This is a genomic window from Aeromonas sp. SG16, assembly GCF_024436135.1.
Classification (GTDB): domain Bacteria; phylum Pseudomonadota; class Gammaproteobacteria; order Enterobacterales; family Aeromonadaceae; genus Aeromonas; species Aeromonas jandaei.
The window spans coordinates 79,390-101,164 of record NZ_JANFNW010000002.1 but is presented as its reverse complement, the minus strand read 5'-3'; the positions used below and the strand labels follow the sequence as shown (position 1 = coordinate 101,164).

Below are 21,775 nucleotides of genomic sequence, written 5' to 3'. Positions count from 1 at the left end.
AGAGGGATATCAACCACCACCGCCCAATCGGGTCGAGAAAAAATATGCCCCCGAAGCGGGGGCATAAGGGTTCTGCCATGACAGCGATGCATCACTCATGGCGATGCACCGCTCGCAGCCTATTCAACCAGCTGATAGATCGCGTGGTTGACGAACTTGGGATCATTCGGCTTGACCCCTTCGACTCGCTTCAGCTTGCTCCCCGCCAGTTTTTCAGCTTCCGGGTTGGTTGAGGAGTAGAAGTACACCTTGGCTCCGGCCGGCAACGCAGCAAGACTCCAGTTGTTATCCACTTTCTGCTCAAACCCTTCCGGATGCTGCTTGGCCATCTCCTTGACGTAAGCAGAGAGCACTTCGCGGGTCTCCATGGGATCTTCATGCACCACCGCTTTGCTATCGATGCCCGGGAAATTGCCGCCACCGCTGCCGCGATAGTTGTTGGTGACCACATAGAAGTTCTGCTTCAGGTCGATCGGTTTGCCCTGATAGGTGAGGTCGGTGATCCTGTGCTTATCGCTGATCTGCTTGCCATCCTGGTCATAACGGGCTGGCTGGGTAATATCAATCTTGTATTGCACCCCTTTGATCATGTCGAAGTTATAGGGGCGGAAGTCATCGACCACCAGCCATTGCGCCTTGCTGGCATCGGGGACGATCTGGTTGTACTGGCTGACGCTCTTCTCTAGCCACTCTTTCACCGTTGCACCGTTAACTTTGGTTACTTGCAGGGTGTTGGGGAATACATAGAGATCCGCCACGTTGCGCAGGGAGATCTTGCCTGCCGGTACCCAGGTAAAATCGTTCGGGCCGTTGCGGCCACCACGGAATGGCGCCACCGCCGACAGAACCGGCAGATCCTCGTTGAGGGCACAGTTCACCCCGTTATGGCTCAGACAATCCGCCTTGACCTGATCAATATGCCACTTCTGGGCATCGCTCACGATCTGGAGGGAGGCATCGTCCTGCACCACCGAGAAGAAGCTGTAGATCGGCTTGGCGATTTCGCTGATGGGGTCGGCCAGCCACTGATTGGTCGCATCATGGGTTTTGTCGACCAGCGCCTCGATTTGACTATCTCCCGGCACATCCATGCTCTTGTCGACCAGCCGCACTTCCGAGTGGCTGGAAGCCACCTGCCAGCGACCATCCTTCTGAGTCAGTTTGAGGTCGATAACCCCAAGATGGTTACCCGCAACCCCCGGCATGACGGCAGGCACGCCGGCAATTCGGCCCTGGGCATTATCAACCTGAGCGACATCCGGATACTCGCCCGGAAAAGCCTTGTGGGCATGGCCCAGCAACAGAGCATCAACCCCTTTCACCTGCGCCAGATAAACCGCGGCGTTCTCCATAAAGGGCTCCTGCGGAGTCCCAGTGATACCGGTGTGAGCTACTACAACTACCAGATCAGCCCCCTTGGCTCGCATCTCGGGGATGTAGTGCTCAGCCGTCTCGACCATATCGGCTACGATCACCTTGCCTTCCAGATTACGGCGATCCCACTGCATGATCTGGGGTGGATTCACCCCCAGAACCCCTACCTTGACCGTCTGCACGTTGCCATTGACGTCCTTCACCTGACGGTCGAGCAGCACATAAGGCTTGAAGCGGTTGGGCATGGCATTCCAGTCGATCTTGCCATTGCTATCACGTTTGAAATCGCGGGCATCGAACACGTTGGCATTCAAGACCGGATAATTGGCTCCCGACAGCGCATCGGCCAGATAGTCGAGGCCATAGTTGAACTCGTGGTTACCGAGGTTGCCGACATCATATTGCAACTGGTTGAGCGCATTGATGGCGGGATGCCCCAGCTTTTTCAGGTAATCCGGATTGCCCTTGTATTGCGCAAACACGTAATCCGACAACGGTGTGCCCTGGATCAGGTCGCCATTATCGATCAGCAGGTTGTTGCCATTTTCCTCACGGGCTTTATGGATCAACAGCGCAGTACGGGAGAGCCCGAGAGAGTGGTCGACCTTGTTCTGGTAGTAGTCAAAACCAAGCAGATTGGAGTGAATATCGGAGGTCTCGATCAGACGCAGATTGACATCTCCGGAGGCGGCTTTTCCATTATCGCTATTGCAACCGGAGAGCAACAGCAATACGGCTACCGAGCTCAACGTGAGGGTCGTCTTCATTGGAATTGTCATGAGTTGTTTCTCACTTTATGTTGTGTTTATCGTTAGTGCCAGCTCGCACATTCTACCTGCAAACCAGACAGATTCATGTGAGCGAAATTGCATAAATGGCTCATACCACTATCTGCCTTTCATATGCTCTGACAGCGAGACAGAACTTAAAACAATGCCAATTAATGATGTTCGCAGCACCACGGTCATTTTTCAGCAGCGATACAACTTCAAAACATTACCTCGACATGAATGTATAACCACTTGAAATGGAGTTTATTTTCCCGTTCCGAACGGTCAAACTTGATTACTACAAACTTCCATTTAATTATTTTTAATATAGTACCGACAAAAATAACCATTGTATAAGCACCAGTGATAAGCATATTTAGTGAATGAAATCACCAACAGCACCTTAATAATGCGCATCGACTCAAAACAAGAATATCAGAGTAAGAACACTGACTGATTGAAAAATAATTTTTTAAAAATCAAATGATGGAGCAAAACCTTATTTCTATATACTGACTTTATTAAATCTTTATATTGCATTGGGAATAAATGTATTACTCAAAATAGGTGATGACGTAGTTACCGAATTAATCTTATTCAGCGAATAGGTGTGCAAAGGCGCCATTCCGGGCTGGGAAGAGAGCGAACAGTTCCAACCGTAATTGCCAAAAAAAGCCCCGGAGCCATGCTCCGGGGCTTTTTCATTGCTTCCCAGCCAGCTCTGACTTAACAGAGCCGCGCTCCGGCAATTACTTCTTCAAACTGCCCATCACATGCATTTCGCAGCGGTTGCAGTCAAAGCGCAGGCGGAAGGTATCTTTACCCATCTTGAGCTCCAGCGGCTCGGCCTTGAGACCGGGCACCTCGTTCGGGCAGAGGTTCTGGCTGTAGCGGATGCAGTGCTTGGTGATCATCAGCACCACTTCCCGCTCCTCCTTGTTCGCCTCATAGGCAGGAGCAATGCGCTCCACCCCGTGCTCATGGAAGAACTTTTCAGCCGCGCTGTTCAGCACGTTGCCAAGGTAGGAGAGACGGTGCTGGGGATAGTGGATATCCCGCAGCGCGATCCGTCGCTCGGGGCGCAGGTAGCTGGCCACGCGAGCCGCCTCCAGCGCTGCGATACCATCCCGGCGCAAGCCGTTGAGCTGTGATGCGGCGATAAATAGCGGCCTCGTTACTACCAACTCAATCTTGCGCGCCACAAACAGGGTATTGCCGAGTTTACCGAGCTGATCCCGCGCCTGTTGCAGCGCCCGCTCCGGATTGTCGGCAGGTTGTTTGTCACAGGGAAGCGTCACCGCGGCGCTGATGCCCTGCTCGTCGGTGAGCGTGAGGCTCACGCCCTCATCGCACTCTGCCAGCACCATATCGACCCGGATACGGCGATCCGCGCTCGCCTTCTCCAGCATCTTGCTGAACGCCTGATCGTGGTTGCGGTAGATTTCGGTGCCCACCTTCAACCCCGGCATACGTTCTGACAGGAGTAACTGCTTACCTTCGACTTTGTTGAGGCGCATCCCCACTAGCTCGTTATTCGGCTTGAAGAAGCCCAGCCCGTCGCCGTTGTTGAGGGGGACCTGTTTGCCATCGATCTCGATGCCATCCTTGGTGACTCTGGTGACCCGCCCCAGCGGTTCGCCCACATATTTCGGGCTCTTGGTGGAGTCGATCCCCTGCTGGCGGCCATGGAGGAAGTAATCGGTGCTGCCGCGGTTGAAGCTCTTTTTGGGATCTGGCGTGAAGCTGTAGCTGCAACGGCCAGCAGAGGCAGCCACCAGATCGGAGCGGCTATCCAGAATGGCGTCCAGCTTCTGCCGATACCAGGCTGTGACGTTTTTGACGTAGTCGAGCCCCTTGAGACGCCCTTCAATTTTGAAGGAGCGGATCCCCGCCTCGATCAACGCCTCCAGGTTGTCGGTCTGATCCATATCCTTAAGGGACAACAGGTGGCTGTCGGCCACCAGCACTTCGCCATCCGGCTTTTGCAGCGAGCAGGGCAGACGGCAGAGCTGGGCACACTCACCACGGTTAGCACTGCGGCCGGTACGGGCATGGCTGATGTTGCACTGGCCGCTGTAGGAAACGCAGAGCGCGCCGTGGATAAAAAACTCCAGCTGCACATTGGTCGCCGCACTGATCTCGCGGATCTGCGCCAGCGACAGTTCGCGCGCCAGCACCACCTGAGAGAAGCCCACATCCTGCAGAAACTTCACCTTCTCCGGCGTGCGGTTGTCGGTCTGGGTACTGGCATGGAGCGCGATGGGTGGCAGATCGAGAGCCAGCAGCCCCATATCCTGCACGATCAGCGCATCGGCACCGGCTTCGTAAATTTGGTGGGTCAGGCGCCGGGCCTGCTCCAACTCGTGATCGTGCAGCAGGGTGTTGAAGGCGACAAAGACCTGGGCTCCGAAGCGATGAGCGTGGCGCGCCAGCGCTTCGATATCTTCGATGGTGTTGCCCGCAGCGCTGCGGGCGCCAAAGGCAGGGCCGCCCATGTAGACGGCATCGGCGCCATGGTTGATGGCTTCGATGCCGTAGGCGAGGTTCTTGGCCGGAGCCAGCAGCTCCAATCGGTTGTTGTGGCTTAACGGGTGCTTGTTCTGGTGCATGGTCTCGGGATCAGGGCGGACAGCAAATGGGCGCTACTCTAGCCCATTCACCACCCACGTGCCTTGATCCCGCTTAAGGTATCTGCGAAATACAGGATTAGATAACCACCTTGAGCGCCAGCCCGAGCAGCACCAGCCCGCTCACCTTGTCGATGACAAAGGATTTGGCTTTAAGCCACGCCAGCACCGGCCCGCGCGAGAGCACCAGCGCCACCAGCACGTACCAGACGGCATCGATCCCGCCAGCGGTGAGCATCATGATGCCCCCTTCGCTCCAGCCGGTATCGGCCCGCACAAACTGGCTGAACAGGGCGATGAAGAAGACCGCCAGCTGGGGATTGAGGAAGGCCACCATAAAACCTTCAAAGGCCCCTTGCCGACCGCGCAACTGGTGCACCTCTTCACTCGCTTCACCACTGGCTGGTTTTGCCAGCAGGGCTTTCACCCCGAGCCAGGCGAGAAACGCAGCACCGCCGTAGCGGATCAGATCAAACAGGATCGGGGTCTGGGTGATCAGGATCGAGAGGCCAAGCGCGGTAACCAGCGCATAGATACCAACCCCAAGGCCATGACCGAGTGCGGTGGCAACGCCGTGCCCCTGCCCGCCCTGCACCGTGTTGCGGATGATCAGAGCCAGACTCGGCCCCGGGCTGATGGCCCCCATCACGCAGATTGCGGCCAGTGCCAGCCAACTCGTCAGTTCCATGCATTTCCTCTTTATATGCTCGATATGATGACCTGCATTCAGGGTACGGGCTGAGCCATTATGCCAGTAGTGAAAGTTATGAATAGATTCCATAACCAATGGCTATGGCACCACACAACTGACTGCGGCTAACCGCCGAGATCGAGCAGCTTGCGACTCTCGCCGACGGTACGTTGCAGGTGATCCCGCAGGAATGGGTAGGCCAGCTCGCGAAACCAGCGGTGGGCCGGATCCTGATGGTGGCGCTGATGCCACAGCAGATGATACTGCTGGTCGCGGGTAGCAAATGGCAGATCGACAAAGGTGAGCTCATGGTCGCAGGAGAGCTGCCAGGCGATATGGGCCGGGGTTGTCATCAGACAATCCGTACGCAGCAACACCTCCACTGCGGCCTGGAAGAATGGGACTCGGGCAAACCAGCGCCGACGCAGTCCCTGCGGCGCCAACACCTGCTCAACCGGACTGTCCTTGTCGCCTCCCCCACTCACCTGCAAGTGAGGCCAAGCGAGATAGTCATCGAGACTCAGCGCCTTGCCCGCCAGCGGGTGATGACGTCCCATCAACACCGCCAGCCGATCTTCCCCCTGATGCAGGCCGCGTATCTGATCCGGCACCTGTTCGGTGATGGTGGAGACCAGATCAAGCTCGGACTGCCACAGTTGCGGTAGCTGACGTTTGTCCCACAGGCTGTACTCCAGCGCCGCCAACGGCGCCTCTTTGGCGAGCGAGGCGCAGATATCGGGCAGGATATGCTGGGCCACATAATCAGAAGAGGCGAGCCGAAATACCCGCTCACAGCGGCTCGGGTCAAACCCGGGCGCCTCGTAGAGACGTTCCAGCGCACCGAGAGACTCCGCCAGCTGGGCTGCCAGCGCTTCAGCCCGTGGCGTCAGCAGCCAGCGTTGTCCCTCCCGCACCAGCAGCTCGTCGTCAAACTCACTGCGCAACTGGGCAAGCTGCTTGCTGATGGAGGGCTGACTCAGGTGCAGCAGCTCGGCGGCTCGGCTGATATTGCGGGTCTCCAGCAGCACCTTGAGGGTGGGCAGCAGGTTGAGATTGGCTCTGAGCAAGGAGATACCTTCATCGGTGGGGAAACGCCTATCTTAGGGCAGGCAAGCATCTCGTTTTAAGCAAAATTTCCAGCCATGTTCCGCACGTTGCGACCCTTTCCTGCCAGATGGCGCAGCCACTTGCCCGGCACATAACCATGACCACAAGATGACAGTGGTTGTATCGTGCGGCATAATTGCACGATTTTCCGCCCGCGGGGCGCTCCACTTTGAGAAGCGGTAACAAGATGAAATACGCCAATATCACAGGCTGGGGAAAATGCCTGCCCCCCTCCGTGCTGACCAATGACGACCTCAGCACCATCATGGATACGTCAGATGAGTGGATCTATCCCCGTACCGGCATCAAGCAGCGTCGGGTCTCCCATGTTAGTACCTCAGACCTGGCGACTCTGGCTGGCCGTCGCGCGCTGGCCTGTGCTGGTCTCGAAGCGAGCGACCTCGATGGCATCATCCTGGCTACCGCCACTCCGGACAACCTGCTGCCAAGCGCCGCCTCTGCGGTGCAGAAGAAGCTGGGTGCCGTCAACGCTGCCGTGTTCGACCTCAACGCCGCCTGCACCGGTTTCGTCTACTCCCTCTCGGTCGCTACCTCGCTGGTACAGACCGGCATGATGAAGAAGGTGCTGGTGATCGGCGCCGAGCGCCTCACCTACCTGCTGGACTGGGCCCGTCGCGATACCGCGGTACTGTTTGGCGACGGTGCCGGTGCCGTGGTGATCGAGGCAAGCGAGCAGGAGTGTGGTCTGATTGCCAACAAGCTGGGCTGTGACAGCGAAGCGAGGGAGATCCTGCACGTTCCGAACTTCGGCACCGATCGGGTTCGTTTTGCCGATATCGACGGTCTGTTCACCTTCAACTTCGAAGGTCAGGAGATCTTCAAGCGTGCCGTGCGCGGTATGGGCGAAGCGACTGCTACCGTTTTGTCTCAGGCTGGAGTGACCCCCGAGCAGATCGACCTGATCGTCCCCCATCAGGCCAATATCCGCATCATCGAAACCCTCGCCAAGCGGATGAATGCGCCGATGGAGAAGGTAATGGTCAACATCGAAAACTACGGCAACACCTCGGCCGCCACCGTGCCCATCGCCCTGTGCGAAGCGCTGGAGCAGGGCCGTGTCCAGCCAAACTCCTATCTGCTGACCGCCGCCTTCGGTGCCGGCCTGACCTGGGGCGCCGCTATCATCAAGTGGGGCGATCGCGTCACCCCCATCAAGGCGTGCGATGCCGAGCTGCCCCCCTGTGACAAGAGCGCACTGGAGCTCATCGCCCATGCAGTGGAAGGGTGCCAGAAAGCCCACCTCAACGAAGCCTGACAGCTATTGTTTTCAACAAAAGAGCCTGCAACTGCAGGCTCTTTTGTTATCCAGCTCACCCGACTCCTGCTCTTGTCCCCTTAACAGCGCCTCTGGCTACCGGCCATAACAGACCAATTTGCAGCCAAGTATTTTTTTTACGCTACCCTTATTGTGCCAACTATAAATAAAGAAAGAGATTCAAGAGACCCTCACATTAAAACCATCGGCTCTTGAACCCCAAAAAATTTTGCACTGGGATAAAACTTCAAATGACACAACCAAAAAGTGGCGTAAACACACCGCTTTGGGAACCGGTTTGCTGGTTCTGCGGTATCGGTCTTGGCGTGCTGAGCTGCCTGCTGTTACAGCTTGCTGGTGCCCTTTCGCTCATTTACCTGCTTGTTATCGTGCTCTTCTCCTGCGGGGCCTCGCTCTGGACATCCCGCCATTTCCATCAGCAGTTGCACCACCAGCAAACTCGCGCAGCTGATTCTGCGACCATAGATAACAGCGTACATACCCACTCCATCGCCGGTCTCGAGCAGGTATGTGGAAAAGTTCTCCCCATCTGGTCAAAACAGATTGAAAACTCTCGCCAACAGACCGAGGAGGCAATGATCGATCTGACTCAACGCTTCAGCGGATTGGCCACCAAGCTGGAAGAAGCCGTCAATGCCTCTCAACTTGCTGCAGGGGAACTGGGAGATGCCAACTCTCGCGGCATGGCAGGAGTTCTGAGCGAAAGCCAACAACAGCTCAATGAAGTCGTGGCCATCTTGCACTCGGCGCAAGCCAATCGGGATGCCATGCTGGCCGAGATAAAGAGCCTGACAACCTACACTATCGAACTCAATGCCATGGCGATGGATGTTGCCAAGATTGCCTCCCAGACCAACCTTCTGGCACTCAACGCAGCCATTGAAGCAGCACGGGCTGGCGAAGCCGGACGTGGTTTTGCCGTAGTAGCGGATGAAGTGCGCAACCTGTCACGCCTCTCCAGCGAAACAGCCCAAAAAATGACGGATAAAGTCGACACCATCAACACAGGGATCAGCCGTGCATTTCAGATTGCCGAAAATGCCGCGGCACGGGATCACGCTTCGGCCCTCAATTCCGAGCAAACCATCGAGCAGGTGCTGAGCCGCTTTCGTCATGCCACCGACAGTCTGGCTGAGTCAGCGTCTTTACTGCAAAACGAAAGCACCGAAATCCATCGCGAGATCTCCAGCGTTATTGTCTCACTGCAATTTCAGGACAGGGTTAGCCAGATCCTGAGCCATATCCGGAAAAATATGGAGAACCTCTCGAACCACCTGCAATCGGAGCAAAACAACCAGCAATCTGGCCCCATCCAGATCGATGCCAACCGGTGGTTGGCTGATATGGAGCTCTCATACGCAACCGATGAGCAACGCAATATTCACCATGGTCGCACTACCCGTACAGTCCAAGCGCAAACAAGCAGCGCTGACATCACATTTTTCTAGGAGAGATATATGGGCAAAACGATCCTGATCGTGGATGACTCGGCAACCATTCGCCAAGTCGTAGGCATGACGCTCAAAGGCGCCGGTTATGAAGTCATGGAAGCCTGTGATGGCAAGGACGCGCTCAAAAAACTCGACGGCAAGAAGATCAACCTGATCATCAGCGACGTCAACATGCCCAACATGGATGGCATCACCTTTGTCAAAGAGGCGAAAAAGCTGGCCAGCTACAAATTCACTCCCGTCATCATGCTGACGACTGAGTCGCAGGATAGCAAAAAGCAGGAAGGCCAGGCTGCAGGCGCCAAAGCATGGGTAGTCAAACCGTTCCAGCCGGAACAGATGCTCTCCGCGGTATCCAAACTGATCATGCCATGATCCCGGAGCTCATATGACATTGCAAAGCGAGATGCTGGATAACAAGACAGTGGTCACTCTACCTGACGAGCTCACCATATACACAGTGGGCGAAATCAAAGAGGCACTCACCCCCTTGCTCTATCAAGGACGGGAACTGGAACTCAATCTGGCAAATATTGCCGAGATAGATAGTGCGGGACTCCAACTGCTGATCGCAGCCAAAAAAAGTGCACAGCAACAGGGTTACGCCCTCTCGCTGGTCTGGCATAGCAACGTCGTGCTGGAACTTCTGGAACTTTGCCAATTATCCGGATTCTTTGGCGATCCAACTCTCATCACTCATGACGAGCGGCCCTGAGCCACCATGACAAGGAGTCACTGTGAGTATCGATCTTGATCAGGCTTTACAAACCTATATTGCCGAGGCGCGTGATCTACTCGAAGAGATGGAATCCGCTCTACTCTCACTGGAAGGTGAGCCAGATAATGGCGAACTGATAGGTGCCATCTTCCGTGCGGCTCACACAATCAAAGGCTCCGCAGGGCTGTTTGGGCTGCAGCCGATCGTCGGGTTTACCCACATCGTAGAGGATCTGCTCGACCAGATAAGAAACCAGCAACTTGTTGTCACCTCTCCCCTGATAAAGGATCTGCTGGAGAGTTGTGACCACATCCAGCTACTCATCAGCGTCGTGGCCGAACAAGGCTCAGCATTGAGCGATAGCGACGAAATGCAGGATCAGCGCTTGCGGCTTGCTCTCACCCGTTATCAATGTGTACCGCAAACCACCTTGCCAGACACTGTGCCCACTCCCGAAGCTAAAATTGAAAAAGAGGGAGCGGTCACCAGCTCAGCATCGCTATGGCATATATCTCTGCGCTTTGGTTCGGACGTGCTGCGCAACGGCATGGATCCTGCGGCCTTTCTCCGCTATCTCTGCACGCTCGGTACTATCAGTGCACTGGAGACCATTCACCAGGCCATACCGGATTGGGAACATTTTGATCCGGAAAACTGCTATCTCGGTTATGAAATTGATTTTGACTCCCAAGCAGATAAAGCTGCCATCAGCGACGTCTTTGAATTTGTCAGAGATGACTGCCAGATTGCCATTCTCCCCCCCCACAGCAAGATCACCGAGTTCATCAATCTCATTGAATCGCTGCCGGAAGATAACGCCATGTTGGGGCAACTGCTGGTCAACACCGGAGCCCTTACCGCAGAAGAGCTGGCCGCAGGACTACACACCCAGCAAGCGACATCCAATGAAACCGCACCCAAGCTTGGCGAAATCCTCATCGCGCAAGGCGCTGTCAATGAAGCCGTTGTCGATGCGGCACTGAAAAAACAAAACCAGACCAAAGAGAGCAAAAACAAGGAGGGGCGCTACGTCAGGGTGCATGCCGACAAGCTGGATGACCTTATCAATCTGGTTGGGGAGCTGGTAGTCGCCAGTTCAGGGGCAAACTTGCTCGCACAGCGCATCAGGGAAGCCCAGCTACAGGAAGCCACATCGGTGATCGCCATGCTGGTGGAAGAGATCCGCGATAACGCATTGCGCCTGAGAATGGTCCCCATTGGTGATACCTTCAACCGCTTTCAACGAGTTGTACGAGATGTAAGTCAGGAGCTAAACAAAGAAATCACCCTAGTAATATCAGGTGCAGAAACCGAACTGGATAAATCCGTCGTAGAGAAGATCGGCGACCCGCTCATGCATCTGGTCAGAAATGCGATGGATCATGGTATCGAATCGGCCGAGCAACGCCTACTTGCAGGCAAACCTGCCAAAGGAACGTTGAACCTCAACGCCTACCACGACTCGAACAGCATCGTTATCGAGATCAGGGATGATGGTGCGGGCCTCAATAAGGCAAGGATCCAACAAAAAGCCATTGAACGCGGTTTGATCAGTACCACCAGTACGCTGACAGACCAGGAGATTTACCAACTCATTTTCGAGCCCGGCTTCTCCACTGCCGAAGCAATTACCAATCTCTCCGGCCGCGGCGTCGGTATGGATGTGGTCAAACGCAACATTACGGCATTGAGGGGCACAGTTGAGCTCGACAGCATCCCAGGCAAGGGCACCAGAGTGCAAATCCGCCTTCCGCTGACACTCGCCATCATCGACGGTTTTCTGGTCAGGGTCTGCGATACCCACTATGTCATCCCGCTGGATATGGTGATCGAGTGCGTGGAATTAACACCGAGCGCTCTGGCCGATACACAAGGACGAAATTACATCAACTTGCGAGGTGAAGTGCTGCCCTTTATTCGTCTGCAGCACTACTTTGATACCCAAGGCATCAAGGGACGTCGTGAGAATATTGTCGTGGTGAGTTATGCAGGGAAAAAGTCTGGACTGGTAGTCGATGAGCTGCTGGGAGAGTTTCAAACTGTCATCAAACCTCTGGGTAAATTATTCCAGCGGCTGCAGGGAATAAGCGGATCAACCATTTTGGGAGGAGGAGAAATTGCTCTTATCCTCGATATTCCATCGCTTATTCAGCACGCAATAAACCAGGAATCAGGGCAATTTAGCCGATTAATCCCCCCATCAATCCAACCCCAAATCAGCATCAACTGAGGAGTCACATATGTTTAAAAACTCCACCATAAAATTACGCCTCATTGTTCTGCTTTGCCTGCTTTGCACACTTCTGCTCGGAGTTGGCAGCCTTGGCTTATATAATATGCAGAGCAGCAATACAGGGTTGCAACGGGTATACAACGACCGGGTGGTTCCACTCAAACAACTGAAAACTATCTCTGATCGCTACGCCGTCTCGATCATCGACAACGTCAATAAAGCCAATGCAGGTCTGATCCCGGCAGAAGAGGCTCTGACCCAGATTCAGCAAGCGCAAAAAGAGATCAAGGATGTATGGCAACAATATCAATCAACCACTCTTACCAGGGAAGAGCAGCGTCTATCTGCCGAAGTCACAAGCCTGTTTAATGCAGCCAACCAAGATATTGGCAAGCTGGAAAAGTATCTGGCAACCCAGCATGGCACGATCTCTGGCATGCTCAGCAACTTCGACGGGGCTCTGTACAACTCGATAGACCCCATAGGTAACAAGATAACCGAGCTGGTAACCCTGCAACTCGATGTAGCCAAAGCGGAATACACTGCGGCCCAATCTTGGTACCACATCATGCTCATCACCATGGCCAGCGTTGTCGCTGCAGGCATGATCCTCGCTGCCTGGTTGGGAGCCATGCTGATCAAAAGCATCATTGCCCCGATTGAACAAGCACTGCATGTGGCCAACAGTCTGGCTGCAGGCAACCTGGATGTGTCTATCAATGTTGCATCAAATGACGAAGCAGGACAGTTGCTGCTCGCCATGGACAATATGGTCAAAACGCTGGGAGCACTGATCACCGACATAGAGACTCTGGTTACCGCCGCCGTTGAGCAAGGGGATTTCAGCCATAAAATTTCACTGGAGGATCGCCAGGGCTATATCAAGCGGGTATCCGAGTTGCTGAACCGTCTTTCCCATGTAACAGATACCAGCCTTGAGGATGTGATGCGCATTGCAACCTCTCTCTCCAAGGGAGACCTGACACAACGTATTGACGAGCCCTACCCCGGGATTTTTGGTCAGACAAAAGATGGCCTGAACCAAACCATAGTGGCACTGACACACATCATTGAAGAGGTACGCAACGCCGCAGATAACCTCACCAATGCATCCAACCAGGTGAGCAACACAGCACAAGCCCTTAGCCAGGCAACCAGCGAACAAGCAGCCAGCGTCGAGGAGACAAGTGCATCCATCGAGCAGATGAGTGCCAGCATCAATCAGAACACAGAGAATGCCAAAATCACCGACAGCATGGCCAGCAACTCGGTAAAAGAGGCAACCGAAGGTGGGCGTTCTGTTCAGCAAACAGTGGCTGCCATGCAGCAAATAGCCAAGAAAGTCAGCATTATCGATGATATTGCCTATCAAACTAATCTTCTGGCACTGAACGCCGCCATCGAAGCTGCTCGTGCCGGAGAACACGGTAAAGGTTTTGCTGTAGTCGCGGCTGAAGTTCGAAAACTTGCTGAACGCAGCCAGGTCGCCGCACAGGAGATTGGTGAACTATCTTCCGACAGCGTCAGCAAGGCTGAATGTGCCGGCAGTTTGCTGGAAAAAATTGTCCCCTCGATCCGCAAAACATCCGACCTGGTTCAAGAGATTAATGCGGCCTCCTCTGAACAAGCCAGTGCAGCCAACCAAATCAGTCTGGCAATGAGTCAACTTAATCAGGTAACACAGCAAAATGCGGCCAGCAGCGAAGAACTGGCAGCCACTGCGGAAGAGATGAGCTCGCAGGCAAGTGAACTGCAGCAGACCATGTCCTTTTTCTCGTTGGAGAAAAATCCGCAAACCAGCGTCAGTCAGTATGAGCAGAGCCATAAAAACCATAAAGCATCTCCTCCGAGAGGAAGCTTTATTGCCCCACCACAACGGGCTATTCCGCCACATCAGCCCCCATCTTCATCCGTGAATGAAGCGGATTTTATTCACTTTTAACCGGAGGACCGCATGAACAGTTCAACCAATATCACGCTGCCGCCGGCAACATTGAACGAACAATCAGGCGACGCCCAGTACCTGACATTCCTGATTAACAACGAGATGTTTGCCATCAATATTTTGGGCGTCAAAGAGATCATCGAATACGGCAACATTACTCCCATTCCCATGATGCCAAGCTTTATCCGCGGGGTGATCAATCTGAGGGGATCCGTGGTATCTGTCGTGGATCTGAGTGCCCGCTTTGGCTGCGCCCCCTCAAACATTACGCGCAGAAGTTGCATAGTCATCATTGAAGGCATGCCGCAGCAAGGCGATGAGCCGGCTGGTCATGACATCGGTGTTGTAGTCGATTCAGTATCTGAAGTACTAGGCATCCCCCCATCCGACATCGAACCGCCCCCCAGTTTTGGCGCAAAAATCAGAGCTGACTTCATCAGCGGAATGGGCAAGGTGAATGGCAAGTTCGTCATTCTGATCGACACCGAAAAAGTCCTGTCACTGGAAGAGATGGCCCAGCTCAACGAAATAACCCAGCCGCAGGCTCGTTTACCGCAGAGTAATCTGCAACTTTCCTGAACCGGTATCTAAACCATGACATGCAGCAAAAGGACACGCTCATGACTCAATCACTCTTTGGCAAACTCTTCGGCGACAGTGCAGCAGAAACGCTCAAGCATGCCCAACTACTGGCATCTATCAAAAGGCTCCAGCAAGCACTAATCGATGATGCGTCACTCCACCCGATCGATCTCTCCGGATTCGATGGTTCACAACTAGAGACTGGCCACAGCATCAATGAACTTGTCACTCTGATGAATGACAAGCTGGAGAGCTACAGAGAAGAGCTTCATAACAACCAGAGGCTCCTCCATGAAAATCGGCTGGTTCGCAAAGCACTCGATTGCGCCACGACCAATGTGATGATCGCCGATACCAATTTCGACATTATCTACATGAACGAAGCCGTGACCGAAATGCTCAATACAGCTGAATCTGATATCAAAAAAGAGCTATACAGCTTCAATGCCAATCAGCTGATGGGGGCAAACATCGACAGCTTTCACAAGCATCCCGGTCACCAGCGCGCCATGCTGGCCAAATTGAGCAGCACCTATCGTACCCAAATTAAGCTCGGTGGACGCACCTTCGCCCTGATTGCCAATCCGGTCTTCAATGACAATGGCGAACGGCTTGGTGCCGTTGTCGAATGGGCAGACAGAACCAAGGAGGTGACCATCGAGAGAGAGATGTCTGATCTCGTGCAAGCTGTCATCAACGGCGAACTGCACCACCGCATGGACCTGGCCGGAAAGAGCGGATTTTTCCAAACTATGGGGGAAGGGATCAATCAGATTGCCGAAGTGATCGACTGTACGCTAAGCGATGTAATCCGGATAGTTCAGTCTTTGGCTAAAGGAGACCTGACCCAGCACATTGAAGCCGATTACCCCGGCATATTCGGTACCACCAAGGATGCTCTCAACCAAACCATTGCCTCCCTGACCAATATTGTGACAGAGGTGAGAAGTGCCTCGGATAACTTATCCAGCGCAGCCGAACAGGTTAGTGCAACAGCTCAATCCATCAGCCAGTCGAGTAGTGAACAAGCAGCCAGCATGGAGGAGACCAGCGCATCAATAGAACAGATGAGTGCCAGCATCAACCAGAACACCGACAACGCCCAAGTCACCGATGGCATGGCCAGCAAGGCCGCGAAAGAGGCGATAGAGGGTGGCGAGGCTGTCAAACTTACCGTTGATGCAATGAAGCAGATAGCCAAACGGATTGGCATCATCGACGACATCGCCTATCAAACCAACTTGCTGGCACTCAATGCGGCAATCGAGGCCGCCCGGGCAGGCGATCATGGCAAAGGCTTTGCCGTAGTTGCAGCTGAAGTTCGCAAGCTGGCCGAGCGCAGCCAGATCGCGGCACAAGAGATTGGTGAGCTCGCGTCCAGCAGTGTAGATATGGCAGAGAAAGCTGGGCATCTTCTGGATCAAATGGTGCCCTCTATCAACAAAACATCGGATCTTGTTCAGGAGATCAGTGCGGCATCGACTGAGCAATCAACCGGCGTCAGCCAGATCAACCTCGCCATGAACCAGCTCAGCCAGGTTACCCAGCAAAATGCATCCTGTAGCGAAGAGCTGGCGGCAACAGCGGAGGAGATGAGCACTCAGGCAGAACAACTACAACTCGCTATGGAGTTCTTCACTCTGGAGGAACCACACAAAGAGAACAAAGCCAACGGCAAGTCTGCGCATCACCATACCAAAGGGCATTTCGTTACCGAGGGGAATAACAAAAACCAGGATCGATTAGCCGGTCAATCGCGTCCACTCAATGATTCTGATTTCGTCCGGTTTTAACCATGAGAAGAGAGGCATTGCCTCTCTTCTGAATATCTCTGGTGGAGGCATAGGCACTTGTACCAAATCCAGTTACATGATGACGAATTCTCCCGTTTCCAACGCTGGCTGCATCAGACGGCGGGGATTGATATGTCCCCTGCCAAAAAAGCGCTGGTCGCCAGTCGGCTGGCAAAGCGGGTATGTCACTACGGGCTGGAAAGTTATGACGATTATTTTCAGTTCATCATGGCCGACAGGAGTGGCGAACTGCAACTGGCTCTCGATCTGCTCACGACCAATGAAACATACTTCTTCAGAGAACCCAAGCATTTTGATTTTCTGACCCAGCAGGTTCTCACCCACATACCTGCAGATCGCTCATTGAGGATCTGGAGTGCTGCCAGCTCCTCTGGTGAAGAGCCATACAGCCTTGCCATGACCCTGGCTGAGAAGCGGAACACACTAGGCTGGGAGATCCTGGCCTCGGATATCTCATCACGGGTGCTTGAGCAGGCGATGAGCGGACGCTATCCAATAGAGCGTGCCCATAACATACCGCTCTCATTTTTGATGAAATATTGCCTCAAGGGCATCGGCCTGCAGGAGGGCATTTTCATCATTGATCGTAAGTTGCGGGAAAAAGTCCGTTTCATGCAGATAAACCTCAATCAGGAGCTACCCGACATTGGCATGTTTGACGTCATCTTCATCCGCAATGTCATGATCTACTTCAACAAGGAGACCAAAGCACAAGTGTTGCAACGGTTGGAGCCCAAGCTGAAACACGGCGGCTATCTGCTGGTCAGCCATGCAGAAAGCCTGCACGGCTTGCCGCATGGTTTACAGCTTGTCTCTCCCTCCATCTACCAGAAGAGATAACCGGCATGGTACGGGAGGTGATCCTGCAACCGGGTGAGCTCTTCTTTGGCAAGGAAGATGTGCACATAAAAACCTTCCTTGGCTCGTGCGTGGCCATCACCTTGTGGCATCCGGAGCAGAAACAGGGCGGTATGTGCCATTACATGTTGCCAACCCGGGGAACCCCCTCCACAGAGCTGGATGGGCGCTATGCCGATGAGGCCATCACCCTGCTGCTAAAGGCGATTGCCCAGTATCCAGCCCCCATTCATGAGTACGAGGTGAAGTTGTTTGGAGGGGGCAACATGTTTGACACACCAGAGTACATCCAGAGCGACAACAATGTCGCCACCAGAAATATTCAGGCAGCCTGGCAGCTGACCAAACACCTGGGACTTGATATCAAGGCTCATCATCTTGGCCACTATGGTCACCGGAGTCTGATTTTCGAGCTCAATAGCGGTAGTGTCTGGCTGCGCCATCATCGTCTGCCACATCAACGGGAGTCGCGAGAATGAAACAGATCCGGGTCATGCTGGTGGATGATTCCGCCGTGGTCAGACAGGTCTTGCAAGCAGTGTTGGAGCAGGAGCCAGATATCAAGGTTATCGCAACAGCCTCAGACCCGATTTTTGCCCAGGACAAGCTGAAGAAAGAGTGGCCCGATGTCATCATCCTCGATGTGGAGATGCCACGAATGGATGGCATCACCTTTCTCACCAAGATCATGGCAGAGCACCCAACCCCAGTAGTTATCTGCTCCTCTCTGACCGAAAAAGGAGCTGAAACCACCCTGCAGGCAATGGCGGCCGGAGCGGTCGATATCATCACCAAACCAACCATGGGAATAAAGAGCTTCCTGCAGGAGTCAGCCCATGATCTGGCTATGGCGGTACGAGCCGCTGCGCAAGCCAACATCAAGCGGCTCGGCAAACCGGCGCCCCGCACGACCAATCCCAAACTGAATGCCGATGTCATGTTGTCCCCCAACCAGCACGCCATGGCACAAACCACCGAGCGGCTCATCGCAATCGGTACCTCCACGGGAGGCACCCAGGCGCTTGAGGCTGTCCTGACAGCCCTCCCCCGGGTCAGTCCCGGCATCGTGATCGTGCAGCACATGCCGGAAAAATTTACCGCCATGTTTGCCGAGCGTCTCAACGGGGTATGTCAGATAGAGGTAAGAGAAGCCAAGAACAATGATCGAGTGATCCCTGGACTAGCACTGATCGCGCCGGGCGGCAAACACATGATGCTCAAGCGCAGCGGTGCTTATTACCACGTCGAAGTGGTTGATGGCCCTCTTATCAACCGTCATCGCCCTTCAGTGGATGTGTTGTTTCGCTCTGTGGCCAAATATGCCGGCAAGAACGCCACCGGCATCATCATGACCGGCATGGGGGATGATGGAGCCCGGGGATTACGCGAAATGCTGGAAGCGGGAGCCAACACCTATGCCCAGGATGAAGCTTCCTGTGTGGTCTTCGGCATGCCCAAGGAGGCGATCAAACTCTCGGCTGCCCGCCATGTACTTCCTCTGCAGGAGATGCATCATGCCATCCTCGGCAGATAACTCCCTTGACCGGGATCTCCGCCATTGCCCATAAAAAAATCCGGCTCCCCAAGGGGAGCCGGATTTTTTACTGCAACCGGAATTCAGTCCGGTTTCAGGCAGCAGATTACTCTGCAGCAGGTGCTTCAGCAGCAACCGGGGCATCGGCAGCCGGAGCAGCTTCGGTCGGGGCGTTCGCTTCCTTGATGGAGAGACGTACGCGGCCCTGACGGTCCACTTCCAGTACCTTCACCTTCACCACGTCACCGATCTTCAGGTAGTCGGCTACGTTCTGCACGCGAGCGTCGGTGATCTGGGAGATATGAACCAGACCATCCTTGCCCGGCAGGATGTTGACGAAAGCACCGAAGTCTGCCAGACGAACAACCTTGCCTTCGTAGATGCGGTTCACTTCGATCTCGGCGGTGATGGCCTCGATACGGCGGATCGCTTCTTTGGCAGCGTCACCGTCAACGGCGGCGATGCGGACAGTACCGTCATCATCCAGCTCGATGTTGGTGCCGGTCTCTTCGGTCAGGGCACGGATCACGGAGCCACCTTTACCGATGACGTCCTTGATCTTCTCCGGGTTGATCTTGATGGTGTGGATGCGCGGAGCGAAATCGGAGATCTCGGCACGCGGCGCCTGGATGGCTTCGTCCATCACTTTCAGGATGTGCAGGCGAGCACCACGAGCTTGCTTCAGGGCAATCTCCATGATCTCTTTGGTGATGCCTTCGATCTTGATGTCCATCTGCAGTGCGGTCACACCTTCGGTGGTACCGGCAACCTTGAAGTCCATGTCACCCAGGTGATCTTCGTCACCCAGAATGTCGGACAGCACAACGAAACCTTCTTCTTCCTTCACCAGACCCATGGCGATACCGGCAACGGAGGCCTTGATCGGCACACCCGCATCCATCAGCGCCAGAGAGGAGCCACACACGGAGGCCATGGAGGAGGAACCGTTGGATTCGGTGATTTCAGAAACGACACGAACCACGTACGGGAACTCGTCGGCGCTCGGCATAACAGCCGCAACACCGCGCTTGGCCAGACGGCCGTGACCGATTTCACGACGCTTCGGGCTACCCATCATGCCGGTCTCACCGACGCAGTATGGCGGGAAGTTGTAGTGCAGCATGAAGCGATCGGCACGGTTGCCGGTCAGCTCGTCGATGTTCTGGGCGTCACGCTCGGTACCCAGGGTCGCAACGACCATTGCCTGAGTTTCACCACGGGTGAACAGGGCAGAACCGTGAGCACGCGGCAGAACGCCGGTAGCAACGGACAGGGCGCGGATCATCTCAGGATCGCGACCATCGATACGCGGCTCGCCACGTACGACACGACCACGAACGATGCGGCTTTCCAGGCTGTGGAACTCTTCACCGATCTTCTTGGCATCTTCTTCCACGCCGGAAGCTATCACCTGTTCAACCACGCGACCTTTGATGGCAGCGATGGTTTCGTAGCGAACAGCCTTCTCGGTGATGCGGTAGGCTTCACCCAGCTCGGCAGTGGCCAGCTCGGCAACCTTGGCTTTCAACTCTTCGTTGACGGCAGGAGCAGCCCAATCCCACGGCTTGGTGCCGACAGCGGCAGCAAACTCGTTGATGGCAGAGATCACGGTCTGCATCTGCTCGTGACCGTATACCACGGCGCCCAGCATTACCTCTTCAGAGAGGATGGCAGCTTCGGATTCAACCATCAGCACGGCGTTGGCAGTACCGGCAACAACCAAATCCAGATCGCTCTGCGGCAGTTCGGTTGTGGTCGGGTTCAGTACGTACTGACCGTTCATGTAACCCACGCGAGCTGCACCGATCGGGCCGCCGAACGGGATACCGGAGATAGCCAGCGCTGCAGAGGCACCGATCATGGCAACGATATCGGGGGAGACAGCCGGATTCACGGACATTACGGTCGCAACGACCTGAACCTCATTGAAGAAGCCTTCCGGGAACAGCGGACGAATAGGACGGTCGATCAGGCGGGAGATGAGGGTTTCACCTTCGCTCGGACGACCTTCACGACGGAAGAAACCACCCGGGATACGACCAGCAGCATAGGTACGCTCCTGATAGTTAACGGTCAGCGGGAAGAAATCGCGGCCGTGATCAGCCTCTTTCTTGCCGACAACGGTCACAAATACGCAGGTATCGTCCATGCTGACCATAACGGCCGCAGTGGCTTGACGGGCCATCACACCGGTTTCCAGTGTGACGGTGTGTTGACCGTACTGGAATGACTTTACAATAGGATTCACGTGAATTTCCTTTTTACAATTTGGCTCTTTAAATTCGCGCACAAGTATACTTGATTCGATGCAAAAGGTAAGCGGCGACACGAATTCTGTGAGGGCGGCGACAACCTGCGAAGAGCAATAAAAAAGGGGAACCCTGAGGTTCCCCTTTTTCGCGAAATCTGATGGTCGATTAACGACGCAGACCCAGCTTGGCGATCAGAGCAGCATAACGCTCGGAATCTTTACGCTTCAGGTAGTCCAGCAGCTTACGACGCTGGGAAACCATGCGCAGCAGACCGCGACGACCGTGATGATCCTTGGAGTGCTCCTTGAAGTGACCTTGCAGATGGTTGATCTGGGCAGTCAGCAGGGCAACTTGCACTTCGGGGGAGCCAGTGTCGTTGGCGCAACGAGCGTTGTCAGCAACGATTTGAGCTTTGATCTCAGCATTTAGAGACATGGTAATACTCCAGTAGAGTGTTTAAAGGTTCACAGCCAATCTCTAATTCAGCCGTGAAATGAGGGCGGTATAATAATCGTCCCCGTC

General features: G+C 54.6%; 17 protein-coding genes. 11 read left to right on the top strand and 6 right to left on the bottom strand.

All coding sequences use genetic code 11. The annotated features are described in order from the left end of the window. Positions 1–119: 119 nt before the first annotated feature. From NOM67_RS07570 to NOM67_RS07555, 4 genes are all read right to left on the bottom strand, one after another. On the bottom strand, positions 120–2,141 hold the full coding sequence (locus tag NOM67_RS07570) for a bifunctional 2',3'-cyclic-nucleotide 2'-phosphodiesterase/3'-nucleotidase (protein WP_255935496.1): 2,022 nt from the start codon (positions 2,139–2,141) through the stop codon (positions 120–122). Positions 2,142–2,893: 752 nt separating this feature from the next. Then, entirely contained in the window at positions 2,894–4,753 is a 1,860-nt protein-coding gene (locus tag NOM67_RS07565; protein ID WP_255935494.1) for a U32 family peptidase, read from the bottom strand. Between the two features lie 97 nt (positions 4,754–4,850). Next, positions 4,851–5,459, bottom strand: coding sequence for a LysE family translocator (locus NOM67_RS07560; protein ID WP_041207998.1), 609 nt, complete (start codon positions 5,457–5,459; stop codon positions 4,851–4,853). Between the two features lie 128 nt (positions 5,460–5,587). Next, positions 5,588–6,529, bottom strand: coding sequence for a LysR family transcriptional regulator (locus NOM67_RS07555; RefSeq protein ID WP_255935491.1), 942 nt, complete (start codon positions 6,527–6,529; stop codon positions 5,588–5,590). Positions 6,530–6,756: 227 nt separating this feature from the next. Here NOM67_RS07555 and NOM67_RS07550 point away from each other — a divergent pair, with 227 nt between their 5' ends. From NOM67_RS07550 to NOM67_RS07500, 11 genes are all read left to right on the top strand, one after another. After that, positions 6,757–7,845, top strand: a complete 1,089-nt coding sequence (locus NOM67_RS07550) for a ketoacyl-ACP synthase III (RefSeq protein WP_255935489.1) — start codon at positions 6,757–6,759, stop codon at positions 7,843–7,845. Between the two features lie 251 nt (positions 7,846–8,096). Then, a complete protein-coding gene (locus NOM67_RS07545; RefSeq protein ID WP_255935487.1) occupies positions 8,097–9,314 on the top strand; it encodes a methyl-accepting chemotaxis protein in 1,218 nt (405 codons plus the stop codon). 9 nt (positions 9,315–9,323) lie between these two features. Next, on the top strand, positions 9,324–9,692 hold the full coding sequence (locus NOM67_RS07540) for a response regulator (RefSeq protein WP_033114172.1): 369 nt from the start codon (positions 9,324–9,326) through the stop codon (positions 9,690–9,692). A 13-nt stretch (positions 9,693–9,705) separates the two neighbouring features. Beyond that, the gene (locus NOM67_RS07535; protein WP_255935484.1) at positions 9,706–10,032 is read left to right on the top strand and encodes a lipid asymmetry maintenance protein MlaB; all 327 of its coding nucleotides are present in this window, start codon (positions 9,706–9,708) and stop codon (positions 10,030–10,032) included. A 22-nt stretch (positions 10,033–10,054) separates the two neighbouring features. Next, positions 10,055–12,265, top strand: a complete 2,211-nt coding sequence (locus tag NOM67_RS07530; RefSeq protein WP_255935482.1) for a chemotaxis protein CheA — start codon at positions 10,055–10,057, stop codon at positions 12,263–12,265. 10 nt (positions 12,266–12,275) lie between these two features. Next, positions 12,276–14,210, top strand: a complete 1,935-nt coding sequence (locus NOM67_RS07525; RefSeq protein ID WP_255935480.1) for a methyl-accepting chemotaxis protein — start codon at positions 12,276–12,278, stop codon at positions 14,208–14,210. Positions 14,211–14,222: 12 nt separating this feature from the next. Then, positions 14,223–14,792: a chemotaxis protein CheW gene (locus NOM67_RS07520; protein ID WP_042032153.1), complete on the top strand. Its 570-nt coding sequence runs from the start codon at positions 14,223–14,225 to the stop codon at positions 14,790–14,792. A 41-nt stretch (positions 14,793–14,833) separates the two neighbouring features. Beyond that, complete coding sequence (locus tag NOM67_RS07515; protein ID WP_156852432.1) at positions 14,834–16,588, top strand: methyl-accepting chemotaxis protein; 1,755 nt, start codon at positions 14,834–14,836, stop codon at positions 16,586–16,588. 57 nt (positions 16,589–16,645) lie between these two features. Further along, positions 16,646–17,449, top strand: a complete 804-nt coding sequence (locus NOM67_RS07510; protein ID WP_156852433.1) for a protein-glutamate O-methyltransferase CheR — start codon at positions 16,646–16,648, stop codon at positions 17,447–17,449. A gap of 5 nt (positions 17,450–17,454) precedes the next feature. Continuing rightward, on the top strand, positions 17,455–17,946 hold the full coding sequence (gene cheD / locus NOM67_RS07505; protein ID WP_042032155.1) for a chemoreceptor glutamine deamidase CheD: 492 nt from the start codon (positions 17,455–17,457) through the stop codon (positions 17,944–17,946). After that, positions 17,943–19,001 carry a chemotaxis response regulator protein-glutamate methylesterase gene (locus tag NOM67_RS07500; RefSeq protein WP_033114164.1) on the top strand — a complete coding sequence of 353 codons (1,059 nt, stop codon included), beginning with the start codon at positions 17,943–17,945 and terminating at the stop codon, positions 18,999–19,001. Before cheD ends, NOM67_RS07500 begins: the two co-directional genes overlap by 4 nt. Before the next feature lie 106 nt (positions 19,002–19,107). Here NOM67_RS07500 and pnp read toward each other — a convergent pair whose 3' ends face one another. Together pnp and rpsO are read right to left on the bottom strand one after the other, a co-directional pair. Next, positions 19,108–21,249, bottom strand: a complete 2,142-nt coding sequence (gene pnp, locus NOM67_RS07495; RefSeq protein WP_104015564.1) for a polyribonucleotide nucleotidyltransferase — start codon at positions 21,247–21,249, stop codon at positions 19,108–19,110. Between the two features lie 169 nt (positions 21,250–21,418). After that, positions 21,419–21,688, bottom strand: coding sequence for a 30S ribosomal protein S15 (gene rpsO, locus NOM67_RS07490; protein ID WP_005338797.1), 270 nt, complete (start codon positions 21,686–21,688; stop codon positions 21,419–21,421). Positions 21,689–21,775 lie beyond the last annotated feature (87 nt).